Origin of the sequence: Pseudomonas sp. NS1(2017) (assembly GCF_002269425.1) — a bacterium.
GTDB lineage: Bacteria > Pseudomonadota > Gammaproteobacteria > Pseudomonadales > Pseudomonadaceae > Aquipseudomonas > Aquipseudomonas reactans.
The window spans coordinates 2122154-2145073 of record NZ_CP022960.1 but is presented as its reverse complement, the minus strand read 5'-3'; the positions used below and the strand labels follow the sequence as shown (position 1 = coordinate 2145073).

21 protein-coding genes and 1 rRNA gene are annotated in these 22920 nt (G+C 59.5%); 13 read left to right on the top strand and 9 right to left on the bottom strand.

Translation table 11 applies throughout. From position 1 onward, the window contains the following. Nucleotides 1-18: 18 nt before the first annotated feature. The 3 genes from CI807_RS10105 to CI807_RS10090 all read right to left on the bottom strand — a co-directional run bounded on the left by CI807_RS10105 (nt 19) and on the right by CI807_RS10090 (nt 5008). Nucleotides 19-1555, bottom strand: a 16S ribosomal RNA gene (locus tag CI807_RS10105). Between the two features lie 567 nt (nt 1556-2122). After that, a complete protein-coding gene (locus CI807_RS10095) occupies nt 2123-3619 on the bottom strand; it encodes a CoA-acylating methylmalonate-semialdehyde dehydrogenase (RefSeq protein WP_095014569.1) in 1497 nt (498 codons plus the stop codon). Between the two features lie 39 nt (nt 3620-3658). After that, a complete protein-coding gene (locus CI807_RS10090) occupies nt 3659-5008 on the bottom strand; it encodes an aspartate aminotransferase family protein (protein ID WP_027607942.1) in 1350 nt (449 codons plus the stop codon). 125 nt (nt 5009-5133) lie between these two features. Here CI807_RS10090 and CI807_RS10085 point away from each other — a divergent pair, with 125 nt between their 5' ends. The 6 genes from CI807_RS10085 (at nt 5134) to CI807_RS10060 (ending at nt 11158) form a co-directional block, all read left to right on the top strand. Beyond that, complete coding sequence (locus CI807_RS10085; protein WP_016977051.1) at nt 5134-6054, top strand: LysR family transcriptional regulator; 921 nt, start codon at nt 5134-5136, stop codon at nt 6052-6054. An 80-nt stretch (nt 6055-6134) separates the two neighbouring features. Beyond that, on the top strand, nt 6135-7529 hold the full coding sequence (locus CI807_RS10080; RefSeq protein ID WP_095014568.1) for a uracil-xanthine permease family protein: 1395 nt from the start codon (nt 6135-6137) through the stop codon (nt 7527-7529). Nucleotides 7530-7616: 87 nt separating this feature from the next. Next, nucleotides 7617-8276, top strand: a complete 660-nt coding sequence (locus CI807_RS10075; protein WP_016977049.1) for a TetR/AcrR family transcriptional regulator — start codon at nt 7617-7619, stop codon at nt 8274-8276. Between the two features lie 12 nt (nt 8277-8288). Then, nucleotides 8289-8870, top strand: coding sequence for a YigZ family protein (locus tag CI807_RS10070; RefSeq protein WP_095014567.1), 582 nt, complete (start codon nt 8289-8291; stop codon nt 8868-8870). Nucleotides 8871-8905: 35 nt separating this feature from the next. Further along, complete coding sequence (locus tag CI807_RS10065; protein ID WP_016977047.1) at nt 8906-9592, top strand: SDR family oxidoreductase; 687 nt, start codon at nt 8906-8908, stop codon at nt 9590-9592. 210 nt (nt 9593-9802) lie between these two features. Continuing rightward, nucleotides 9803-11158 (top strand): 8-oxoguanine deaminase, encoded by a 1356-nt coding sequence (locus CI807_RS10060; RefSeq protein WP_095014566.1) that lies wholly within the window; start codon nt 9803-9805, stop codon nt 11156-11158. Here CI807_RS10060 and CI807_RS10055 read toward each other — a convergent pair whose 3' ends face one another. Continuing rightward, nucleotides 11159-12250: a calcium:proton antiporter gene (locus tag CI807_RS10055; protein WP_071491557.1), complete on the bottom strand. Its 1092-nt coding sequence runs from the start codon at nt 12248-12250 to the stop codon at nt 11159-11161. Between the two features lie 194 nt (nt 12251-12444). Between CI807_RS10055 and CI807_RS10050 the strand changes: the two genes are divergently transcribed. Beyond that, entirely contained in the window at nt 12445-13398 is a 954-nt protein-coding gene (locus CI807_RS10050; RefSeq protein ID WP_012722045.1) for an adenosine deaminase, read from the top strand. Nucleotides 13399-13422: 24 nt separating this feature from the next. On the opposite strand, the gene CI807_RS10045 is transcribed toward CI807_RS10050, so the two are convergent. Together CI807_RS10045 and CI807_RS10040 are read right to left on the bottom strand one after the other, a co-directional pair. Next, nucleotides 13423-14112: a helix-turn-helix transcriptional regulator gene (locus tag CI807_RS10045; RefSeq protein ID WP_016977043.1), complete on the bottom strand. Its 690-nt coding sequence runs from the start codon at nt 14110-14112 to the stop codon at nt 13423-13425. Between the two features lie 137 nt (nt 14113-14249). After that, complete coding sequence (locus CI807_RS10040; RefSeq protein WP_095014565.1) at nt 14250-15176, bottom strand: LysR family transcriptional regulator; 927 nt, start codon at nt 15174-15176, stop codon at nt 14250-14252. Between the two features lie 118 nt (nt 15177-15294). Here CI807_RS10040 and CI807_RS10035 point away from each other — a divergent pair, with 118 nt between their 5' ends. The 3 genes from CI807_RS10035 to CI807_RS10025 all read left to right on the top strand — a co-directional run bounded on the left by CI807_RS10035 (nt 15295) and on the right by CI807_RS10025 (nt 17075). Continuing rightward, the gene (locus CI807_RS10035) at nt 15295-15588 is read left to right on the top strand and encodes a putative quinol monooxygenase (RefSeq protein ID WP_016977041.1); all 294 of its coding nucleotides are present in this window, start codon (nt 15295-15297) and stop codon (nt 15586-15588) included. Between the two features lie 144 nt (nt 15589-15732). Then, nucleotides 15733-16746, top strand: a complete 1014-nt coding sequence (locus tag CI807_RS10030) for a zinc-binding alcohol dehydrogenase family protein (protein ID WP_095014564.1) — start codon at nt 15733-15735, stop codon at nt 16744-16746. A 146-nt stretch (nt 16747-16892) separates the two neighbouring features. Continuing rightward, on the top strand, nt 16893-17075 hold the full coding sequence (locus tag CI807_RS10025) for a hypothetical protein (protein WP_016977039.1): 183 nt from the start codon (nt 16893-16895) through the stop codon (nt 17073-17075). Between the two features lie 8 nt (nt 17076-17083). Here CI807_RS10025 and CI807_RS10020 read toward each other — a convergent pair whose 3' ends face one another. Both CI807_RS10020 and CI807_RS10015 read right to left on the bottom strand, forming a co-directional pair. Continuing rightward, complete coding sequence (locus CI807_RS10020; RefSeq protein WP_016977038.1) at nt 17084-18277, bottom strand: multidrug effflux MFS transporter; 1194 nt, start codon at nt 18275-18277, stop codon at nt 17084-17086. 85 nt (nt 18278-18362) lie between these two features. Next, entirely contained in the window at nt 18363-18560 is a 198-nt protein-coding gene (locus CI807_RS10015) for a heavy-metal-associated domain-containing protein (RefSeq protein WP_016977037.1), read from the bottom strand. 147 nt (nt 18561-18707) lie between these two features. Between CI807_RS10015 and CI807_RS10010 the strand changes: the two genes are divergently transcribed. The 3 genes from CI807_RS10010 (at nt 18708) to cueR (ending at nt 21754) form a co-directional block, all read left to right on the top strand. Then, nucleotides 18708-19088 carry a hypothetical protein gene (locus tag CI807_RS10010; protein ID WP_038845813.1) on the top strand — a complete coding sequence of 127 codons (381 nt, stop codon included), beginning with the start codon at nt 18708-18710 and terminating at the stop codon, nt 19086-19088. A gap of 66 nt (nt 19089-19154) precedes the next feature. After that, nucleotides 19155-21356: a cation-translocating P-type ATPase gene (locus tag CI807_RS10005; protein ID WP_095014563.1), complete on the top strand. Its 2202-nt coding sequence runs from the start codon at nt 19155-19157 to the stop codon at nt 21354-21356. Next, on the top strand, nt 21353-21754 hold the full coding sequence (cueR, locus tag CI807_RS10000) for a Cu(I)-responsive transcriptional regulator (protein WP_028615607.1): 402 nt from the start codon (nt 21353-21355) through the stop codon (nt 21752-21754). Before CI807_RS10005 ends, cueR begins: the two co-directional genes overlap by 4 nt. Before the next feature lie 146 nt (nt 21755-21900). On the opposite strand, the gene CI807_RS09995 is transcribed toward cueR, so the two are convergent. After that, the gene (locus tag CI807_RS09995; protein WP_016977033.1) at nt 21901-22800 is read right to left on the bottom strand and encodes a PA4780 family RIO1-like protein kinase; all 900 of its coding nucleotides are present in this window, start codon (nt 22798-22800) and stop codon (nt 21901-21903) included. Nucleotides 22801-22920 lie beyond the last annotated feature (120 nt).

Sequence of the window (22920 nt, the reverse complement as noted above, 5' to 3'; positions counted from 1 at the left end):
GCAGCTGATGTCGTCGATTAAGGAGGTGATCCAGCCGCAGGTTCCCCTACGGCTACCTTGTTACGACTTCACCCCAGTCATGAATCACACCGTGGTAACCGTCCTCCCGAAGGTTAGACTAGCTACTTCTGGTGCAACCCACTCCCATGGTGTGACGGGCGGTGTGTACAAGGCCCGGGAACGTATTCACCGCGACATTCTGATTCGCGATTACTAGCGATTCCGACTTCACGCAGTCGAGTTGCAGACTGCGATCCGGACTACGATCGGTTTTATGGGATTAGCTCCACCTCGCGGCTTGGCAACCCTCTGTACCGACCATTGTAGCACGTGTGTAGCCCAGGCCGTAAGGGCCATGATGACTTGACGTCATCCCCACCTTCCTCCGGTTTGTCACCGGCAGTCTCCTTAGAGTGCCCACCATGACGTGCTGGTAACTAAGGACAAGGGTTGCGCTCGTTACGGGACTTAACCCAACATCTCACGACACGAGCTGACGACAGCCATGCAGCACCTGTCTCAATGTTCCCGAAGGCACCAATCTATCTCTAGAAAGTTCATTGGATGTCAAGGCCTGGTAAGGTTCTTCGCGTTGCTTCGAATTAAACCACATGCTCCACCGCTTGTGCGGGCCCCCGTCAATTCATTTGAGTTTTAACCTTGCGGCCGTACTCCCCAGGCGGTCAACTTAATGCGTTAGCTGCGCCACTAAAAGCTCAAGGCTTCCAACGGCTAGTTGACATCGTTTACGGCGTGGACTACCAGGGTATCTAATCCTGTTTGCTCCCCACGCTTTCGCACCTCAGTGTCAGTATTAGTCCAGGTGGTCGCCTTCGCCACTGGTGTTCCTTCCTATATCTACGCATTTCACCGCTACACAGGAAATTCCACCACCCTCTACCATACTCTAGTCAGTCAGTTTTGAATGCAGTTCCCAGGTTGAGCCCGGGGATTTCACATCCAACTTAACAAACCACCTACGCGCGCTTTACGCCCAGTAATTCCGATTAACGCTTGCACCCTCTGTATTACCGCGGCTGCTGGCACAGAGTTAGCCGGTGCTTATTCTGTCGGTAACGTCAAAACACTAACGTATTAGGTTAATGCCCTTCCTCCCAACTTAAAGTGCTTTACAATCCGAAGACCTTCTTCACACACGCGGCATGGCTGGATCAGGCTTTCGCCCATTGTCCAATATTCCCCACTGCTGCCTCCCGTAGGAGTCTGGACCGTGTCTCAGTTCCAGTGTGACTGATCATCCTCTCAGACCAGTTACGGATCGTCGCCTTGGTGAGCCATTACCTCACCAACTAGCTAATCCGACCTAGGCTCATCTGATAGCGCAAGGCCCGAAGGTCCCCTGCTTTCTCCCGTAGGACGTATGCGGTATTAGCGTTCGTTTCCGAACGTTATCCCCCACTACCAGGCAGATTCCTAGGCATTACTCACCCGTCCGCCGCTCTCAAGAGAAGCAAGCTTCTCTCTACCGCTCGACTTGCATGTGTTAGGCCTGCCGCCAGCGTTCAATCTGAGCCATGATCAAACTCTTCAGTTCAAACATCTTTGGGTTTTTAAGAAACCCTAAACTTGGCTCAGCAATCGTTGGTTACATCTTTGATTTCTCGCGGAGTAACTTGTGATGCTGATAATCTTGTTGACTATCAGTCTGACTCCACAAGCACCCACACGAATTGCTTGATTCAGTTGTTAAAGAGCGGTTGGTTAAGATCTTTCGTCTCAACCGAGGCGCGCATTCTACAGCAGCCTCATTTGCTGTCAAGTGATTATTTTCAGAAGCTTTCGAAGATTTCTTCAACAACTTCAACCACTTGCGCTTCCGATCTCTCGTCAGCGGGAGGCGAATTCTACAGCGTTACACGCTGCTGTCAACACCTCTTTTTCAACTTCCTTTTGACTTCGATGAACTGAAGCAACCTGCTGCCGAAACTTACATAACTCATTGTTTACCAAGGAGTTTTCCGTTTCGACTGCGCCGGAAGTGGGGCGAATTATAGACATCTGGAATCTGCCGTCAATGCCTTTCTTCATATTTCTGTCATATAAGTCAGAAAAGCCCCAAAAACGCGAAAGCCGGCCCCAAGGGGCCGGCTTTCAGCTTGCCTTAAGACAAGCTAGGGAACGCAAACTGCGACGCTTCATGGCTGGCGCGCTGTGGCCAGCGCTGGGTAATCGCTTTGCGACGGGTATAGAAACGCACCCCATCCGGCCCATACGCATGCAGGTCACCAAACAGAGAACGCTTCCAACCACCAAAGCTGTGATACGCCACCGGTACCGGAAGAGGAACGTTCACGCCGACCATGCCCACTTCAATCTCGTCACAGAACAGACGCGCCGCTTCACCATCACGGGTAAAGATACAGGTGCCGTTGCCGTATTCGTGATCGTTAATCAGCTGCATCGCCGCTTCCAGGCTATTCACCCGAACCACGCACAGCACTGGCCCAAAGATCTCTTCCTTATAGATGCGCATCTCTGGCGTCACACGGTCGAACAGGCTGCCACCAAGGAAGAAACCCTCTTCATGCCCGGCAACACTCAAGCCACGACCATCAACCACCAACTTGGCACCCGCTGCCACACCGTCCTCTATATAGCCACTGACTTTGTCACGGGCCTGTCCTGTCACCAGCGGCCCCATATCCAGGCCGCAGGACGTGCCCGCGCCGATCTTCAGCGCCTTGACCTGAGGCACCAGCTTGGCAATCAACGCGTCCGCCACTTGGTCACCCACGCACACGGCTACCGAGATGGCCATGCAGCGCTCGCCGCAAGAACCATAAGCAGCGCCCATCAGCGCGCTGACTGCGTTATCCAAATCCGCATCCGGCATCAACACCGCATGGTTCTTCGCACCACCCAGTGCCTGCACGCGCTTGCCACGCTTGGTCGCTTCGGAATAGATGTACTCGGCAATCGGCGTCGAACCCACGAAGCTCAACGCTTTCACTTCCGGCGCTTCAATCAGCGCATCCACTGCGCCCTTGTCGCCATGTACCACGCTCAACACGCCTTTGGGCAGGCCGGCTTCCTGCAGCAGTTGTGCGATCAACAGCGTCGAGCTCGGATCACGCTCCGATGGTTTCAGGATGAAGCAGTTACCGCAGACAATCGCCAGCGGATACATCCACAAAGGCACCATCGCCGGGAAGTTGAACGGTGTAATGCCAGCGACTACGCCCAGTGGTTGGAAATCCGACCACGCATCAATATTCGGTCCTACGTTACGGCTGTACTCGCCCTTCAGAATTTCCGGCGCAGAGCACGCGTATTCGACGTTTTCAATCCCGCGCTTCAGTTCACCCGCGGCATCTTCCAAGGTCTTGCCATGCTCTTCGCTGATCAACTGCGAGATACGCGCTTCGTTCTGCTCCAGCAATTGCTTGAAACGAAACATCACCTGGGCACGCTTGGCCGCTGGCGTATTACGCCAGGCCGGGAACGCCGCCTTGGCCGAGTCGATTGCCTGTTGAATGGTTTCACGACTGGCCAACGGCACTTGGTGGATCACCTGGCCGGTGGACGGGTTGTACACGTCGGCACTGCGACCGCTGTCGTTGACCAACTCACCGTTGATCAAATGCTGGATAAGGCTCATGCAGGGCTCCTGAAAAGTTGTTCTATATAGAAGGAGAAATCAGTCGATCTTGTTCAGCACTTCGCCGACCGCATCGAACAGGCGATCCAGGTCCTGCGGCTTGCTGTTGAAGGTTGGCCCGAACTGCAAGGTGTCACCGCCAAAGCGCACGTAGAAGCCGGCTTTCCACAAAGCCATACCGGCCTCGAATGGACGCACGATCGCATCGCCGTCACGCGGGGCGATCTGGATCGCGCCGGCCAGGCCGTAGTTGCGGATGTCGATCACGTTCTTGCTGCCCTTCAGGCCATGCAGCGCATTCTCAAAGTGCGGTGCGACTTCGGCGACGCTCTGCACCAGGTTTTCCTTCTGCAACAGGTCCAATGCCGCCAAGCCAGCCGCGCAAGCGACCGGGTGCGCCGAGTAGGTGTAGCCGTGGGGGAATTCCACCGCGTACTCAGGCGTCGCCTGGTTCATGAAGGTCTGATAGATCTCGCTACTGGCAATCACCGCGCCCATCGGGATCGCGCCGTTGGTGACTTGCTTGGCGATGCACATCAGGTCCGGGGTCACGCCGAAGCTGTCGGCGCCGAACATCGAACCGGTACGGCCAAAGCCGGTGATCACTTCGTCAAACACCAGCAGGATGTTGTGTTGATCGCAAATCTCACGCAGACGCTTGAGGTAACCCTGAGGCGGCACCAGCACGCCCGCAGAACCTGCCATTGGCTCGACAAAGACAGCGGCGATGTTCGATGCGTCATGCAGCTCGATCAGCTTGAGCAGCTCATCGGCCAGCGCGATACCGCCCTGCTCCGGCATGCCACGGGAAAAAGCATTGCTCGCCAGCAAGGTGTGCGGCAGATGGTCAACGTCCATCATCGCCTGACCAAACATCTTACGGTTGCCGTTAACGCCGCCCAGGCTGGTGCCGGCGATGTTCACCCCGTGATAACCGCGAGCGCGGCCAATCATCTTGGTCTTGGTCGCCTGGCCTTTCAGGCGCCAGTAGGCACGCACCATCTTCACCGCCGTATCGGCGCACTCGGAGCCGGAGTCGGTGAAGAACACGTGGTTCAGGTTGCCAGGGGTCAGGTCAGTGATCTTTTCCGCCAGTTGGAAGGACAACGGATGACCGTATTGGAAGCCTGGCGAATAGTCCAGAGTGCCCAATTGCTTGGCCACCGCCTCCTGAATTTCCTTACGGGTATGCCCGGCACCACAGGTCCACAGGCCCGACAATGAGTCGTACACCTTGCGTCCCTTGTCATCGGTCAACCAGCTACCTTCGGCCGCCACGATCAGGCGCGGGTCACGCTGGAAGTTACGGTTGGCGGTGTAAGGCATCCAGTGCGCGTCCAGCTTCAATTGGCTGGCCAGGGACGATGGGGCGTTTTCGGGCATGTTCATCAGCAAAACCTCGCAGGGCAAAAGGCAGCGTCGGGATTGAAAAGCGTTGTTGCAGCTAAATTGCCACGGCGATAAAGTCGGTGAAATTCAACTCTTCTAACCTTCAGTCAGGCCTTCACTAAACTATGAGCAGCCGTCGACCCGATCCCCTGGCCCAAGTCAGCGACTTCGATATCCGCCTGTTGCGCATCTTTCGCAGCGTGGTCGAATGCGGTGGCTTCTCAGCAGCGGAAACCGTGCTGGGCATCGGGCGCTCGGCGATCAGCCAGCAAATGAGCGATCTCGAACAACGCCTCGGATTAAGACTGTGCCAACGCGGCCGCGCCGGTTTCTCGCTGACTGAAGAGGGGCGTGAGGTCTACCAATCCGCCCTGCAATTATTAAGTGCCCTGGAAAGCTTTCGCACCGAGGTCAACGGCTTGCACCAGCACTTGCGCGGCGAGTTGATCATCGGCCTCACCGACAACCTCGTCACCTTGCCCCACATGCGCATCACCCACGCGCTTGCCCAGTTGAAGGAGCGCGGCCCGGATGTACAGATCCAGATCCGCATGATCGCCCCCAACGAAGTCGAGCAAGGCGTACTCGATGGTCGCCTGCACGTGGGCGTGGTGCCTCAGGCCAGCGCGCTGTCGGGGTTGGAATACCAGCCGTTGTACAGTGAGCGTTCACTGCTCTACTGCGCGGTGGGTCACCCGCTGTTTTACGCCGACAACAAGCAGTTGGACGACGCACGCATCGATGCCCAAGACGCGATCGCCCCGACCTTCCGCCTGCCAGCCGAGATTCAGGCCCATTACCAGGCGCTCAACTGCACCGCGAGCGCTTCGGACCGCGAAGGCATGGCCTTCCTGATTCTCACCGGCCGCTATATCGGCTACCTGCCCGACCATTACGCCAGCCTGTGGGTACAACAAGGCCGACTGCGTGCGCTGAAACCGACTACACGTTTTTACGATTTAAGCCTCGCATCGGTCACGCGCAAGGGTCGACGCCCCCATTTGGTGCTGGAAAGTTTCCTGGAAAGTCTCGCGGCAACCCGCTAACTCGGCCTCGCAGCTAAAAGCTGAGCAGTTGGACAGCTTTTTGCAATAACCCAAGGACATAGACCTTGAGTTTGCCCGCCATGCCACCAGAAGCGTCCAACAGCAGCGACCTGATCTACGGCCTCAACGACCGCCCAAAACCCGCCCCGGCTTTTCTCGCCGCACTGCAACATGTGCTCGCTGCGTTTGTCGGCATCATCACCCCGCCGCTGATCATCGGCTCCACCCTGGGTCTCACTGCCCATTTGCCCTACCTGATCAGCATGGCGTTGATGGTCTCCGGCGTAGGCACCTTCATTCAGGCGCGTAGACCATTTGGAATCGGCGCCGGGATGATCTGCCTGCAAGGCACCAGCTTTGCCTTCCTCGGTGCAGTGCTATCAGCCGGATTCTTGGTGAAACAACGCGGCGGCAGCCCGGAAGACATCATGGCGATGATCTTCGGCGTGTGCTTTTTCGGCGCTGTGGTGCAGATTGTGCTGAGTCGGTTTATCGGACAACTGCGCCGAGTCATCACGCCTCTGGTGACTGGGATTGTCATCACCCTGATCGGCATCAGCTTGATCAAGGTCGGTATCACTGACCTCGGCGGCGGCTTCAACGCCCCTGACTTCGGCGCACCCGCCAACCTGGCACTGGGCGTGTTCGTTGTTTTGACGATCATTCTGCTCAACCGCTCCAACACACCTTGGGTACGCCTCTCGGCCATCATCATCGGCTTGGCCCTCGGCAGTCTCGCCGCCTGGTTCAGCGGCAAACTCGTGCCTCAAGCTCTGCCCGAACTCCCTCTGGTCAGCTTACCCATTCCGTTTCGCTTCGGTTTCAACTTCGACTGGAGTGCTTTCCTGCCCATTGCGCTGATTTATCTGATCAGCAGCATCGAAACCGTCGGCGACCTCACCGCCAACTGCATGATCGCCCGCCAGCCCATCAGCGGCCCTTCCTATATAAGCCGGCTTAAAGGTGGCGTACTCGGCGATGGCGTGAGCTGCATGATCGCCGCCACGTTCAGCGCTTTCCCCAACACTACCTTTGCGCAGAACAACGGCGTGATCCAACTTACCGGCGTGGCCAGCCGTTACGTCGGCCTATACATCGGCGTGGTGCTGTTTTGCCTCGGCTTGTTTCCATTGATTGGCGCGGTACTGCAACAAATCCCCAAACCGGTATTGGGCGGCGCCACCCTGGTGATGTTCGGCAGTGTGGCCGCCGCCGGCGTGCGCATCCTCGCCCAAGCACCGCTGGACCGACGCAGCATGCTGATCATCGCCACCTCGTTTGGCGTCGGCCTGGGCATCGCCGCGCAACCGAACCTGTTGCACCTGATGCCGACGCTGGTACAAAACCTGTTCGACTCCGCCATCACCAGCGGCGGGTTGACCGCCATTTTGCTGTGCCTGTTATTGCCCGAAGCCAAAGCAAACGAGGCTGCCGCAAACCACGTTTCGGAAAGCGACACACTGGAACCGCTTTGACGGTTTTATTGCATCAGGACTTGTCTGAGGCTTGAGGGTGGGTTATCTGTGCACACGTCGTCTCTATCGATCAGCACGGAAACCTCCATGAGCCTCGAAGTTCCTGCCCACAGCAACCACGCCGGTAAGCCCGCCAGCCGCATTCGGCAAAAGAACGAACAAGCGATTCTCCAGGCTGCTGAAGATGAGTTCGCACGCCATGGCTACAAAGGCACCAGCATGAACACCATTGCTGCCAGTGCCGGGTTGCCCAAGGCCAACTTGCATTACTACTTCACCAATAAACTGGGCCTGTACATTGCGGTGCTCAGCAACATCCTCGAACTGTGGGACAGCACCTTCAACACGCTGACCGCCGAAGATGACCCGGCCGTCGCCCTCACTCGCTACATTCGCACCAAGATGGAATTTTCGCGCCGTCAACCCCAGGCCTCGCGGATTTTCGCGATGGAAATCATCAGCGGCGGTGAATGCCTGACCGAATATTTCAGCCAGGACTACCGCGCCTGGTTCAGTGGCCGTGCGGCGGTGTTCCAGGCCTGGATTGACGCTGGCAAGATGGACCCGATCGACCCGGTGCACCTGATTTTCCTGCTGTGGGGCAGCACCCAGCACTATGCCGACTTCGCCACCCAGATCTGTCGCGTCACTGGTCGAACCAAGCTGACCAAGCAAGACATGGAAGACGCCGGCACCAACCTGATCCACATCATTCTCAAAGGCTGTGGCGTCAAGCCCGCCCTATAAACGAAGCGACTTATGCCTTTCACGCTTACCGGTCTTTGCGAGTTTCACGAAGAAATCCGCAAAAGCCGCTTTATCACCCTCGCCGCCCCCATCACCAGCCCGCAAGACGCCCAGGCGTTTTTCGCGCAGCACAGCGACTTGAACGCCACGCACAACTGCTGGGCCTGGAAGCTCGCGGATCAATACCGCAGCAATGATGATGGCGAACCCGGTGGTACCGCTGGCCGACCGATCCTGGCGGCCATCGAAGCACAAGGTTTCGATCAGGTCGCGGTGCTGGTCATCCGCTGGTACGGCGGCATCCAGTTGGGCACCGGTGGCCTCGCCCGCGCGTATGGCGGCGGCGCGAACAAATGCCTGCAAACCGCCGAACGCATTGAGCTCATCAGCCGCGTGCCGTTGAGCTGCGCATGCGGTTTCTCGGAATTGAACCTGGTGAAACTGCGCGTCGCCGAACTGGGCGGACTGGTAGTAGAAGAATCTTTCACCGCCAACGGCGTCGAGCTACAACTCGCCTTGGGCGAAGCCCATATCGATACCCTGCAAATTCAACTCGCCGACCTTAGCCGTGGGCGTATCCTGCTACAACGTTGAACACCCTGAACCGCGACTCTTAAAGGAAGCTTTTCATGTCTACGCCAAAAACCGCATTGATCATCGGCGCCTCGCGCGGGCTGGGCCTTGGCCTGGTCAAGCAACTGTTGCAGGACGGTTGGGACGTGACCGCCACCGTGCGTGATCCGAGCAAGGCCGATGCCCTGAAAGCCGTAGGCCCGGTACAGATCGAAAAACTTGACATGGACGACCAGCAAGCCGTGATCGCCCTGAGCCAACGCCTGAAGGAACGGACCTTCGATCTGTTGTTCGTCAACGCCGGCGTCAAAGGCCCTGCCAACCAGGAGCCGGGCCACGCCACGCTGGCAGAGGTCGGCCAACTGTTCTTCACCAACGCCGTGGCGCCGATCAACCTGGCCCAGCGTTTTGTCGGGCAGATCCGCAAGGACAGCGGCGTATTGGCGTTCATGAGTTCGGTACTGGGCAGCGTGACCATCCCCGACGGCTCCGACCTGGCGTTGTACAAAGCCAGCAAGGCGGCACTCAACTCCATGACCAACAGCTTCATCACCCAATTGGGCGACCACAAGTTGACCGTGCTGTCACTGCACCCGGGCTGGGTGAAGACCGACATGGGCGGCGAAAACGCGCACATTGACGTCGACACCAGCGTGCGCGGCCTGGTGGACCAGGTGAACGCCTACACCGGCAAAGGCGGCCATCACTTCATCGATTACAAAGGCGACACCATCGCCTGGTAAATTAGCCCCTGTGGGAGCGGGCTTGCCCGCGAAAAACGCCAAGGCACCGCGTTAATCCAGAAAGCTCGCGTTATTGTTGACGTTTTTCGCGAGCAAGCTCGCTCCTACAGAGGTAGACTCATCACCTCGCCCTCACCGGCGACCCTGGATCAGCAGACAGGGCAACACTGAGCTGGCAAACCTGAACCCATCATTCAGAGGAGCCGGCCAATGCCTGCGACCCGTATCTGGTTAAAAAACCCCCTCGCGATTTTCACCGCCAATGGCCTCGACGCCCGTGGCGGCCTGGTGCTGCAAGACGGTGTGATCACCGAAGTGCTGGCCCACGGACAAGCGCCTGCGCAGCCCTGCACCGAAGTGTTCGATGCGCGTGAGCATGTAGTCCTGCCGGGGCTGATCAATACCCACCATCATTTCTATCAAACCCTGACTCGCGCCTGGGCGCCGGTGGTCAATCAGCCGTTGTTTCCCTGGTTGAAAACCTTGTATCCGGTGTGGGCGCGGCTCACCCCGGAAAAACTCGCCCTCGCCAGCAAAGTCGCATTGGCCGAATTACTGCTCTCGGGCTGCACCACAGCGGCGGACCACCACTACTTGTTCCCCGACGGCCTGGAAAACGCCATCGACGTACAAGTGGAAAGCGTCCGCGAGTTGGGCATGCGCGCCATGCTCACCCGTGGTTCCATGAGTTTGGGTGAGGCCGACGGCGGCCTGCCACCGCAGCAGACAGTGCAGCAGGGCCAAGTCATCCTTGAAGACAGTCAGCGTCTGATCCACGAATACCATGAGCGTGGTGACGGCGCGCAAATCCAGATCGCCCTGGCACCCTGCTCGCCGTTTTCCGTCACCCCGGAAATCATGGAAGCCAGCGCCGAACTGGCCAACCGCCTCGATGTGCGCCTGCACACCCACCTGGCCGAAACCCTCGACGAAGAAGACTTCTGCCTGCAGCGCTTCGGCCTGCGCACCGTGGACTACCTCGACAGCGTCGGCTGGCTCGGCCCACGTACCTGGCTGGCGCATGGCATTCACTTCAACCCGGATGAAATTGCGCGCCTGGGCGCTGCAGGCACCGGCATCTGCCATTGCCCAAGCTCGAACATGCGCCTGGCGTCCGGCATCTGCCCGACCCTGGACCTGCTCGCGGCCGGCGCGCCTATCGGACTGGGTGTGGACGGTTCCGCGTCCAACGATGCGTCGAACATGATCCTTGAAGCGCGCCAGGCTTTGTACATCCAGCGCCTGCGTTACGGCGCGGAAAAGATCACCCCGGAAGGCGTGCTGGGCTGGGCAACCAAAGGCTCGGCGCAGTTGCTGGGCCGTACGGATATCGGTGAATTGGCTGTCGGAAAACAGGCTGATCTGGCGCTGTTCAAGCTCGATGAGCTGCGCTTCTCCGGCAGCCACGATCCGATCTCGGCGCTGCTGTTGTGCGGCGCCGACCGTGCGGACCGGGTGATGATTGCAGGCAAATGGCGCGTGATCGACGGCCAGGTCGAAGGCCTGGACCTAAAAGGCTTGATCGCCGATCACAGCCAGGCCGCGCGGCAGTTGATCGCTGGCTGATTACAACCCCAGCAACGACAACATGATAAAGGTCGCAAACAGCACAAAATGGGTCATCCCTTCGATGGCGTTGGTTTCGCCATCGTTGAGGTTGATCGCGCTGACGATCAGCGTGATAAACACCATCACCGTTTGTACCGGCGTCATCGCCATCTGGAACGGTTGGCCGGTATAGAGCGCCATCGCCTCCATCACCGGCACCGTCAAGATCACCGTCGACAGCGAAGCACCCAACGCAATGTTGACCACCGACTGCATGCGGTTGGCCAACGCGGCACGCAACGCCGTCAGGATTTCCGGCGCCGCTGAAATCGCCGCGACCACAATCGCCGTAATCACCGGCGGCGCTCCCGTACCCTCCAAGCCTAGATCCAGCGTCTTGGACATCACCTCGGCCAATGCGCCGATCACAATCACCCCAAATACCAGGGTGCCGATGGAAAACGCCAGGTTGACCGGCGGTGCCTCCTGTTCTTCCGGCAGTTTCTTGCGGCGTTTTTCCGGGTAGCTGTAGCTGAAGAAATAGCTGTGCGGCCCCACCTGCATGCGCAGGAACAGGGTGTACAACACCACCATCGCGCCAATGGTGAAGGCCGAGTAGATTTTCCAGTCGGCTTCGGGGATGAATTCCGGCACCACCATCGACACGCCCATGGCGGTGAGGATCATCACGCTGTAGGTGCGGGCCGAATCATCGTTGTAGGACTGTTCGCCATGCTTGATGCCGCCCATCAACGCAGCCAGGCCGAGGATGCCGTTGATATCGAGCATCACCGCCGAATAGATGGTGTCCCGTACCAGGGTGGGCGAAGGCTCGTTGCTCATCATGATCGCCAGGATCACCACTTCCACCAGCACGGCGGCGAGGGTGAGGATCATGGTGCCGTAGGGGTCGCCGACCTTTTCCGCCAGTTGCTCGGCATGGTGGGCCACGCGCATCGACGCCACCACGATAAAGCCGATCAGCACCACACCGGCGAGCAACGCCGTGATCTGCCCGCTGTGCAGCATCCAGTGCTCCAGCGGGTAGGCGGCGATGGCAGCAATCAGCGCCAGCAGCATGAATTTTTCTTGCTTGAGGGATGTGAGCATTCCGGGCCTTTTAGTGCGGCAAATCAGTCATTGATGGGGTACAGACTGCGTCACGCCGCTAACGTTTCGTTACACCTTAGTTCACGCGGCCCTTGCGCGAATGCAACGAAAACGATCCTGCTGGTCAGGTTTTGCCGATTATTTCGGCCATGGCCTGTAGAATGCCGCCATTGCACCTGATGAGAATTTAGAAAATGTACGATTGGCTCAACGCCCTGCCCAAGGCTGAACTGCACCTGCACCTGGAAGGCTCGCTGGAGCCTGAGCTGCTGTTTGCCCTGGCCGAGCGCAACAAGATTGCGCTGCCGTGGAACGACGTCGAAACCCTGCGCAAGGCTTATGCCTTCAACAACCTGCAAGAGTTTCTCGACCTGTATTACAAAGGCGCCGATGTGCTGCGCACCTCCCAGGATTTCTACGACCTGACCTGGGCCTACCTGCTGCGTTGCAAAGAGCAGAACGTGATTCACACCGAACCCTTCTTCGATCCGCAGACCCACACCGACCGTGGCATCCCGTTCGAAGTAGTGCTCAACGGCATCGCCGCCGCATTGAAAGATGGCGAGCAACAACTGGGTATCACCAGCGGCTTGATCCTCAGCTTCCTGCGCCACCTGAGCGAAGCTGAAGCCGAGAAAACCCTGGACCAAGCTCTGCCATTCCGCGACGCGTTCGTGGCCGTGGGCCTGGACAGCTCGGAAATGGGTCACCCACCGAGCAAGTTCCAGCGCGTGTTCGACCGTGCCCGCCACGAAGGTTTCCTCACCGTGGCCCACGCCGGCGAAGAAGGCCCGCCCGAGTACATCTGGGAAGCCATTGACCTGCTGAAGATCCAGCGTATCGACCATGGCGTGCGCGCCATCGAAGACGAGCGCCTGATGCAGCGCATCATCGACGAGCAGATCCCTCTGACCGTGTGCCCGTTGTCCAACACCAAGCTGTGCGTGTTCGATGACATGGCCCAGCACAACATCCTCGACATGCTTGAGCGTGGCGTGAAGGTGACGGTGAACTCGGATGACCCGGCCTACTTCGGCGGTTATGTCACCGAAAACTTCCACGCGCTGTACACCTCGCTGGGCATGACCCAGGACCAGGCCAAACGCCTGGCGCAGAACAGCTTGGATGCGCGGCTTGTAAAGCCATAACGGTGTAAAGAACAATTGGCCAGGTCAGGCAGACCTGGCCAATCGAGTGATTTCCCTATGCCCTACGGCGTTGACCCGTAACGCCTGGGACTCATTGATCACGCTGATCCAGTTCGACTGCAGAAAGAGTTGCAACAACCCCGCACCCAACGCCCCCCCCAAATGAGGTTGGTGCTGGCTCCAGTCGAAACAATTACACACCAGCGGCGACGCCAGGGCTTGGGTAAAAATCCCAAGGCTTGCCAGGCGCTGTGCGCCCTTGACCGTGATATCGGCACGCTGCTCATAGCGTTCTATCCAACCCGCCTCCAGCAGATGCTGGTACAACTGAGCGCCCAATTCCCCACCGAGGTGGCCATGGCACAACCGCGCATGGCGTAACAGCGCTGGAGCGACCAACGCCGGCGGCAGAGACTCCGGCGCCCGGCGTGCGGCGCACGCCATGGTGGTCCTGGCCAAGGCGTCAATGGCGGCACTGACATCAGGCGCCGCGACACGGAACAAACGCTTGCCGCGCCTGGCTTCCACTTGCAGCACACCACTTGCCGTCAGTCGCGCCAGATGCGCGTTGGCGGATGTCGGTGACAACCCGGCAAGCGCCGCCAACTCGACGGGTGACTTGGCCGAGCCATCCATCAAGGCCCACAGCATGGCAGTACGTTTGGGCTCGGCGAGCAAGCTGGCGATCTGACTGATGCAAGGTGCAGCTTCCATCTTTTCACTCCCTGTCGATTTATTTTTCTGCTGAGGTAGGCACCAAAGTATAGGGGCGCAAACCACCGGTTCCATGGCGTCTGACAGCGTAGAGAGGGACAGGATCTGAGTGAAATTTCCGACTTTGATGGAGTCCGTTATGTTGTGCCGGATCGCTCTGGCAATTGGGCGGTCAATGTCGCACAGCGAGACACGAGCATTTCCCGCAACAGGTTGATGGGTTTGCTCAATTGCGCGCGGTGCGCGCACAGCAGATTGAGCGGTGTACGCTCACCGCGCAGCTCCGGCAGGATAAGGCGCAAGCGCCCGGCCAGTACGTCGGTATTCACATCCAGCCAGGACTTGTAGGCAATGCCCACCCCCGCCACCGCCCAGCGCCGGACCACATCGGCATCGTCACTGAAGCGGTCGCCGGTGACGGTCAGGCTGATTTCGCGTTTACCATCGTGAAAGCTCCAGTGGTCGTGGACCCGGCTGCCGAGCATGTACAGCAGGCAATTGTGCTGGGCCAACTGCTCCAGGTGCCGAGGCTCGCCATACCGTGCGAGATAGCTGGGAGACGCACACAGCACACGCACATTGTCCGGGGCGATGGGCAGCGCAATCAGGCTGGAGTCTTCAGGCTCACCATAGCGCAGGGCTATATCCACCGGCTGGCGGAACAGATCGGCAATCCGATCGCCCAGCAACAACCGCACGGTGAGTTGCGGGTAGTCACGCTGGAATTCATCCAACCACGGCAACAGCTGATTGCGCCCGAAATCCGACGGGGCCGACAACTGCAGCACACCACTGACATGGTCCTGGCCGCTGGCCAATAAGCGTCGCCCTTCATCCAGCGAGCTTAAGGCCGCCCGGGCATATTCCAGGAAACCCTCGCCTTCGGCGGTCAGGCGCAGGCTGCGAGTGGAACGCGCCAGCAAGCGTGTGCCCAGTTGCTGTTCGATGCGCTTGAGCGCCGCACTCGCCACCGCAGGCGACAGGTCCATTACCCTGGCTGCTGCGGACAAGCTACCCAGGTCTGCCGCACGCACAAACAACTGCAAATCATCAAAACGCAGCATGCCCTTCCGCTCATTATCAAAGTTTTGTTGAAACAGACTGCAGTTTTAGCGGGTTTTATCTGCGCGGGAAATAGCCAATCATCTGTGCATCCCGTTCATCACGTGTCTGGAGTTGAATATGTCCACCGCCTTTAACGTCATTGCCACGCTGATCGCCAAACCCGGCCAACAGGCCACCCTGGAAACCTTGCTGCGCGGCCTGTTGGAACCCACGCGCCTGGAAGCCGGTTGCGAGCAGTACGATTTGCACCAGGATCTGCAACACCCCGAAACCTTCTACATGCTCGAACGCTGGAGCGACGACGCGGCGCTGGCCGACCACGACCAGAGCGCGCATATCCAGAGCTTTCGCGCCAAGGCCGCGGATGTGCTTGAACACTTCGAGCTCAAGCGCCTGAAATTTCTCGCCTGATCCCCACCATTTTTCTGTAGGAGCGAGATTGCTCGCGAAAATCGTCAACGAAAACGCTGCATGCCTGGTTTAACGCGGCGCCCTTGAGTCTTTCGCGAGCAAGCTCGCTCCTACAGTCGATTACCCGTGTTTTCTGGAGCCATCATGAAAGCCATTGCCTACTACGCCTCACTGCCGATCAACGATCCAAACGCCCTGCAAGACATCGAACTGCCCGCACCTGTCGCAGGCCCGCGTGACGTGTTGGTGGAAGTCAAAGCCATCTCGGTCAACCCGGTAGACACCAAGGTGCGCCAGAACGTCGCCCCGGAAAATGGCGCCGCCAAGGTACTGGGCTGGGACGTGGCCGGTGTGGTCAAGGCCGTCGGCAGCGACGTGACACTGTTCAAGGTCGGAGACAAGGTGTTTTACGCGGGTTCCCTGGTGCGTCCGGGCGGCAACAGCGAATTGCACACGGTGGATGAGCGCATCGTCGGGCATATGCCGAAGAGCCTGGGTTTTGCCGAAGCCGCCGCGTTGCCGCTGACCGCCATCACCGCCTGGGAATTGCTGTTCGAACGCCTGCAAGTGCGCGAAGGTCATCAGGAGGAAGGCCAGAGCCTGTTGATCGTCGGTGCCGCCGGTGGCGTGGGGTCGATCCTGACTCAACTGGCCAGCCAACTTACCGCCTTGAAAGTAATCGGCACCGCCTCACGCCCGGAAACCCAAGCGTGGACCAAAGCCCTCGGCGCCGACCTGGTGATCGACCACAGCCAACCGCTCAGCGAAGCACTGAAAGCTGCCGGCCACCCGCAGGTGACCCACGTCGCCAGCCTGACCCAGACCGATCACCATCTGGACCAGTTGGTCGAAGCCCTGCAACCGCAAGGCAAGCTGGCGCTGATTGACGACCCCAAGGCGCTGGACGTCAGCAAGCTCAAGCGCAAGAGCCTGTCGCTGCACTGGGAGTTCATGTACACCCGCTCGATGTTCGAGACGCCGGACATGATCGAACAGCACAACCTGCTCAATCGCGTGGCCGAACTGATCGATGCCGGCACCTTGAAAACCACGGTGGGTGAACACTTCGGTGTGATCAATGCCGCGAACCTGCGGCGTGCCCATGCGCTGCTGGAAAGCGGAAAGGCCAAGGGCAAGATCGTGCTGGAAGGTTTCTGAAAAAATAGCTGTCAGGGTCGTCCATTATTCATGTGAGTAATGGACGACACCGCTAGTCAGACAGTTGACCTTTGTCATATTTGTGAGCGTATTCGGGTTTATATTGGCCGCCTTTGCCACGATTCTTTTACGTGAGGAAGTCAGCAATGAAAATCCTGATAAAAGCGTTAGCAAAATCCGCAGGCAATAAATGGCAGGTCCGTCTCGACCAGGACGCCTTCACATTCCGCACCGAAGCCGAGGCCCGCGCCTTTGCCGATACCCTGCAAGCCCGTATCCAGGCGCCCCACCGTTTTCCAAGCAGCCAGCAACGCTCCGCCGCTGGCTGATCCGCTGTTCAGACCTGCGCCTGCAAGGCCCGTTTGCGTTGCAGGCGCTGGGTCGACATTGCGATCGTCACCGCCAACACACCGCACAAGCTGATGACCATCGCCATCGGCATCGCCGTGCCATCGTGCAAAACCCCGACCAACGACGCCGCCCCCGCCGCAACGCCAAACTGAATACACCCCAGCAACGCCGAAGCGCTACCGGCCCGTGCACCCTGCCCGCTCATGGCACAGGCCGAGGTATTCGGCAAAATGCAGCCCAAGCTGGCAATGCAGATAAACAGCGGCACCAGTAATGGCCACAGCGCATCGGTGCGCAATGCCGCGATACCGAGCAAGCTCAACGCTGCCAGCAGATAAACCCACACACTGCGCGACAACAGGAACGCCGGGCCACGCTTGGACAGCAATCGTGCATTCAACTGCGCCACCAGGATAAAGCCCGCGGCGTTGGAGCCGAACAGCCAGCCGTAATGCTCGGCGGGCACGCCGTAGAGCTGGATGAAGACGAAAGGTGAACCGGCGATGTAGGCAAACATTCCGGCGATCGAGATGCCGCCGGTGAGCGCATAGCCCAGGTAAACCCGGTCCGACAACAACGCCGCATAGCGGCGCAGCGACCCGGACAACGGCTGGCGCGGCTGATGGGCCGGGAAGGTTTCCGGCAGCCCAACGGCCACGGCGATGGCCGCCATCACGCTGAAGATCGACAGGGCGAGGAAAATCGACTGCCAGCCCCATATTCCCACCATCAGTCCACCGGCCAGCGGTGCAAGGATCGGCGCCAGGCCGGTGACCAGCATCAACTGGGAAAACACTTTGGCCGAGCCGACCGCGTCGCATTTGTCACTGACCACCGCGCGGGAAATCACCATGCCGGCGCAGCCACCCAGCGCCTGCACAAAACGCGCGCCGATCAGCCATTCCAGCGACGGCGCAAAGGCACAAGCAAAGGACGCCAGGGTAAACAGGGTGACACCACTGAGCAGCGGGCCTCGTCGACCAAAGCGGTCGGCCAGTGGGCCATAGATCAGTTGGCCGATGGCCAGGCCGCCGAAATACACCGCCAGGGTCAGCTGGATGTGTTTTTCATCCGTGGCGAAGGCCTTGGCCATGGCCGGGAAGCCGGGCAGGTAAAAATCGATCGCCAGCGGCGCAAAGGCGCTCAAGGCACCCAGAATCAGGATTATGCGGAGGTTCATCGGGCACCCAAGTGAGACGGCAGCCCGATAGTCTAGCCGCGCTTGGGTGCGTTGAACACGATAGCTCGCTAACTATTTACCCGTATCAGGCAAGCTTGGCGCTGTAGCCCTCTTCGGTGATCGCCTCGATCACTTGCTCGGCAGACAAGCGGCTTTCGACGCCCACTTCCTTCGCGGCCAAGTCGACTTTCACACTGGCCGCCGGATCCTGGCTCTGCACGGCCTGGGTCACCGCTCGAACGCAATGGCCGCAGGTCATTCCTTCAACGCTGAATACTTGCATGACATGACTCCTTTGATGAGGTTGGACCCAGTCTCGACCTTGCCACGATGGCAAGGTCAAGTTCCGGAAATTTCTGCCGGGCTGGTATTTGGCCGCTTCAAAGGCCAAGCTTCACCCAACTTTGATTCACACCACGGAGCATTCGCCATGCGCTGGTCGTTTTTTGCCCTTGCGGGCCTGATGAGCTTGTCGGCCGCCGTGCCTCAGGCCTTCGCCGCAGAAGACTATGCGGTGCTGATCATTTCCCGGGAACGCCTGGAAGTGCCGACCAACTGCGAAATCGGCCTGTACCTGAATGACCAGCTCGCGGGTAGGCTGTTCCAGGAACAGGCTACGTCGTTCAACTTGCCGGCGGGCAATCTGTCTTTGCGCCTGAAGCTGCTGCCGGGCCAATCCCCTGGCTGCCTGCCGGGGATGTTGGCGCCGCCAGCGCAGAACATCACGCTCAAGGCGGGTGATGTGCGCAAACTGCGCATTGCCCAGGGCCCGGATGGGATGTATCTGAAAGCTGCCAAATTGGAATATTAAAGGCGCTTGACCTTCCCCGCAGGTCAAGGTTGATCCTAGGGGCAACTTCTCTTGGAGGACTGCCCCATGAATGGATCCACCACCTTTGACCTGCCCATCAGCGGCATGACCTGCGCCAGCTGTGCCGGCCGGGTCGAGCGCGCGCTGGGCAAGGTGCCGGGGGTGCAACGCGTCAGCGTCAACCTGGCCAATGAGCGCGCCCATATCGAAGTACTCGACCAGATGGACCCCGCCGTGTTGATCGCCGCCGTCGACAAAGCCGGCTACACCGCCAGCCTGCCCCAGAGCGAAACGGCCACCGACGCGGACCAAGCCCAGCGCCAGCACCGCGAACGTTGGTCGCTGGTGCTGGCGGTCCTGCTGGCATTGCCATTGGTGCTGCCGATGTTGGTGGAACCGTTCGGCCTGCACTGGATGCTGCCGGCCTGGGCACAGTTCGCCTTGGCCACTCCCGTGCAATTCATCTTTGGCGCACGCTTTTATATCGCCGCCTGGAAAGCCGTGCGGGCCGGTGCTGGCAATATGGACCTGCTGGTCGCCATCGGCACCAGCGCCGGTTATGGCTTGAGTATTTATGAATGGCTCACCGCGCACCCTGGCATGGCGCCGCACCTGTACTTCGAAGCCTCGGCGGTGGTAATCGCCTTGGTGCTGCTCGGTAAATACCTGGAGAGCCGCGCCAAGCGCCAGACCGCCAGCGCTATCCGCGCCCTGGAAGCCTTGCGTCCGGAGCGGGCGATCCGGGTGATTGAGGGTCGTGAAGAAGACGTCGCCATCAATGCCCTGAAACTCGATGATCTAGTGCTGGTAAAACCCGGCGAACGCTTCCCGGTGGACGGTGAGGTGGTCGAAGGCCAGAGCCATGCCGACGAAGCCCTGATCAGTGGCGAAAGCCTGCCCGTACCAAAACAACCCGGCGATAAGGTTACCGGCGGCGCCATCAACGGCGAAGGCCGGCTGCTGGTGCGCACCCTGGCCCTCGGTGCTGAAAGCGTGTTGGCGCGGATCATCCGCCTGGTGGAAGACGCCCAGGCCGCCAAGGCACCGATCCAGAAACTGGTGGATAAAGTCAGCCAAGTGTTTGTCCCGGCCGTGCTGGTGCTGGCGTTGGTGACGTTGGTGGGCTGGTGGCTGTATGGCGCGCCCCTGGAAACTGCAATCATCAATGCCGTCGCGGTCTTGGTGATCGCCTGCCCTTGCGCCCTGGGCCTGGCCACACCGACCGCGATCATGGCCGGCACCGGCGTCGCCGCGCGCCACGGCATTTTGATCAAGGATGCCGAAGCCCTGGAACGCGCTCATGAAGTGAGCGCGGTGGTCTTCGACAAGACCGGCACCCTCACCTCCGGCGCGCCGAAGATTGCGCACCTGGCAGCCGTGGATGGCAACGAAGCCCTGCTGCTGCAACAAGCCGGAGCGTTGCAACGTGGCAGTGAACACCCGTTGGCCAAAACCGTGCTGGATGCCTGTGATGAAAAAGGGCTGAAGGTGGCTGACGTAACGGCCAGCCAATCCCTGACCGGACGCGGCATCGCCGGCACGCTGGACGGCCTGCCACTGGCTCTGGGCAATCGTCGCTTGCTGGAAGAAAGCGGCTTGAACGCGGGCCATCTGGCCGACTCCGCCAAGGCTTGGGAGGCAGAAGGCCGCACCCTGTCCTGGCTGATTGAGCAAGGCGCCCAACCCCGCGTGCTTGGGCTGTTCGCGTTTGGCGACACCCTCAAGCCCGGTGCGCTGGAGGCCGTGGAGCAACTCAAGGCCCAGCACATCAGCAGCCACCTGCTCACCGGCGATAATCGCGGCAGTGCCCGCGTGGTGGCCGAGGCGTTGGGCATCGACGACGTGCACGCCGAAGTGCTGCCCGCCGACAAAGCCGCCACCGTCGCCGAGCTGAAAAAAACCGGGGTTGTCGCAATGGTCGGCGACGGCATCAACGACGCCCCGGCCCTGGCCGCCGCCGATATCGGCATCGCCATGGGCGGCGGCACCGACGTGGCCATGCACGCCGCCGGCATCACCCTGATGCGCGGCGATCCGCGCCTGGTACCGGCGGCGCTGGAGATCAGCCGCAAGACCTACGCAAAAATCCGTCAGAACCTGTTCTGGGCCTTTGTGTATAACCTGATCGGCATTCCCCTGGCGGCGTTCGGCCTGCTCAACCCGGTGCTGGCGGGCGCGGCGATGGCCTTGTCCAGCGTCAGCGTGGTGAGTAATGCGTTACTGTTGAAGACTTGGAAGCCCAAGGACTTGGAGGATCAGCGCCCATGAACATCGGCCAAGCCGCACGCCAGAGCGGGTTAAGTGCCAAGATGATTCGCTACTACGAATCCATCGGCCTGCTCAAAGCCGCGCATCGCACCGACAGTGGCTATCGCGTGTACGGCCAGGATGACTTGCACACCCTGGCGTTTATCAAACGTTCGCGGGATCTGGGATTTTCATTGGAAGAGGTCGGCAAGCTGCTGACCCTGTGGCAGGACCGGCAACGGGCCAGCGCCGATGTAAAGGCGTTGGCACGCCAGCATATCGATGAGCTGAACCAGAAGATTCTTGAGCTGGGACAGCTGCGCGATACCTTGCAGGACCTGGTGGAACACTGCCAGGGCGATCATCGGCCGGATTGCCCAATCCTCAAGGAATTGGCGTCGGGCAGTTGCTGTGCCTGATGGAATCTATCTGAATACATGCAAAACCAAATGTGGGAGCGGGCTTGCTCGCGAAGGCGGTGGATCAGTCAGCTCATGCACCGACTGACACTCCGCTTTCGCGAGCAAGCCCGCTCCCACAGTTTTGATCTTCATCTACCCAAGAATCATTGCATCCAAGGCGGTGGCGGTGGCTCGTCCGGCACCTTGCTTGGTGGCGCATCATCCGCCGCGCGAATCGCCTGGCGACGCTCTTCATCCAACCGCGCCGCTTCGATCTCGCGGATCACACCGCCGACATCCGCCAGCTCTTCCGGCTCGTCGAACTCGCCGGTCAATACACTGGCCGGGTGCAGGGTGCCGGCTTCGTACAGCGCCCACATTTCCTTGGCATACTTGGTCTTCTTCAACTCCGGGGCAAAGCGCCCGAAGTAGGAAGCCATGTTGCCCACGTCCCGCTCCAGCATGCTGAAGGCGTGGTTGTTGCCCGCCGCATCCACCGCCTGGGGCAGGTCGATGATGACCGGGCCAGTTGGCGTAAGCAGCACGTTGAACTCGGACAGGTCACCGTGCACCAGGCCGGTACACAGCATCAGCACGATCTGGGAAATCAGGAAAGCGTGGTATTCGCGCGCCTGGTCCGGTTCCAGCGTGACGTCGTTCAGACGCGGTGCCGCATCGCCGTACTCGTCGGCCACCAGTTCCATCAGCAGTACGCCTTCGAGGAAGTCGAACGGCTGGGGCACGCGAACGCCCGCACCGGCCAGGCGGAACAACGCCGCCACTTCGGCGTTCTGCCAAGCGTCTTCGGTTTCTTTCTTGCCGAACTTGGAGCCCTTGGCCATGGCCCGGGCCTGCCGGCTGTTACGGACCTTACGGCCCTCCTGGTATTCGGACGCTTGACGAAAACTTCGTTTGTTCGCCTCCTTGTAAACCTTGGCGCAACGCAATTCATTGCCGCAGCGCACCACATAAACAGCTGCTTCTTTACCACTCATGAGTGGGCGCAGCACTTCGTCGACCAGACCGTCTTCGATCAGGGGTTCAATGCGTTTAGGAGTCTTCATCAGCTTTTATTGTGGGTCCTTTATTACCAAATACGCGTATGGCACTCGTTATACGGCAATCAGCTCGCCGGTGGGAGGGGCTACCGACCGTTGATCACTTAAGAATGCAACCAATAGGCC

What these genes read in the sequence shown, in the direction of transcription:
- CI807_RS10095 (WP_095014569.1), bottom strand. Translation starts at nt 3,619, where the DNA reads ATGAGCCTTATCCAGCATTTGATCAACGGTGAGTTGGTCAACGACAGC.
- CI807_RS10090 (WP_027607942.1), bottom strand. Translation starts at nt 5,008, where the DNA reads ATGAACATGCCCGAAAACGCCCCATCGTCCCTGGCCAGCCAATTGAAG.
- CI807_RS10085 (WP_016977051.1), top strand. Translation starts at nt 5,134, where the DNA reads ATGAGCAGCCGTCGACCCGATCCCCTGGCCCAAGTCAGCGACTTCGAT.
- CI807_RS10080 (WP_095014568.1), top strand. Translation starts at nt 6,135, where the DNA reads ATGCCACCAGAAGCGTCCAACAGCAGCGACCTGATCTACGGCCTCAAC.
- CI807_RS10075 (WP_016977049.1), top strand. Translation starts at nt 7,617, where the DNA reads ATGAGCCTCGAAGTTCCTGCCCACAGCAACCACGCCGGTAAGCCCGCC.
- CI807_RS10070 (WP_095014567.1), top strand. Translation starts at nt 8,289, where the DNA reads ATGCCTTTCACGCTTACCGGTCTTTGCGAGTTTCACGAAGAAATCCGC.
- CI807_RS10065 (WP_016977047.1), top strand. Translation starts at nt 8,906, where the DNA reads ATGTCTACGCCAAAAACCGCATTGATCATCGGCGCCTCGCGCGGGCTG.
- CI807_RS10060 (WP_095014566.1), top strand. Translation starts at nt 9,803, where the DNA reads ATGCCTGCGACCCGTATCTGGTTAAAAAACCCCCTCGCGATTTTCACC.
- CI807_RS10055 (WP_071491557.1), bottom strand. Translation starts at nt 12,250, where the DNA reads ATGCTCACATCCCTCAAGCAAGAAAAATTCATGCTGCTGGCGCTGATT.
- CI807_RS10050 (WP_012722045.1), top strand. Translation starts at nt 12,445, where the DNA reads ATGTACGATTGGCTCAACGCCCTGCCCAAGGCTGAACTGCACCTGCAC.
- CI807_RS10045 (WP_016977043.1), bottom strand. Translation starts at nt 14,112, where the DNA reads ATGGAAGCTGCACCTTGCATCAGTCAGATCGCCAGCTTGCTCGCCGAG.
- CI807_RS10040 (WP_095014565.1), bottom strand. Translation starts at nt 15,176, where the DNA reads ATGCTGCGTTTTGATGATTTGCAGTTGTTTGTGCGTGCGGCAGACCTG.
- CI807_RS10035 (WP_016977041.1), top strand. Translation starts at nt 15,295, where the DNA reads ATGTCCACCGCCTTTAACGTCATTGCCACGCTGATCGCCAAACCCGGC.
- CI807_RS10030 (WP_095014564.1), top strand. Translation starts at nt 15,733, where the DNA reads ATGAAAGCCATTGCCTACTACGCCTCACTGCCGATCAACGATCCAAAC.
- CI807_RS10025 (WP_016977039.1), top strand. Translation starts at nt 16,893, where the DNA reads ATGAAAATCCTGATAAAAGCGTTAGCAAAATCCGCAGGCAATAAATGG.
- CI807_RS10020 (WP_016977038.1), bottom strand. Translation starts at nt 18,277, where the DNA reads ATGAACCTCCGCATAATCCTGATTCTGGGTGCCTTGAGCGCCTTTGCG.
- CI807_RS10015 (WP_016977037.1), bottom strand. Translation starts at nt 18,560, where the DNA reads ATGCAAGTATTCAGCGTTGAAGGAATGACCTGCGGCCATTGCGTTCGA.
- CI807_RS10010 (WP_038845813.1), top strand. Translation starts at nt 18,708, where the DNA reads ATGCGCTGGTCGTTTTTTGCCCTTGCGGGCCTGATGAGCTTGTCGGCC.
- CI807_RS10005 (WP_095014563.1), top strand. Translation starts at nt 19,155, where the DNA reads ATGAATGGATCCACCACCTTTGACCTGCCCATCAGCGGCATGACCTGC.
- cueR (WP_028615607.1), top strand. Translation starts at nt 21,353, where the DNA reads ATGAACATCGGCCAAGCCGCACGCCAGAGCGGGTTAAGTGCCAAGATG.
- CI807_RS09995 (WP_016977033.1), bottom strand. Translation starts at nt 22,800, where the DNA reads ATGAAGACTCCTAAACGCATTGAACCCCTGATCGAAGACGGTCTGGTC.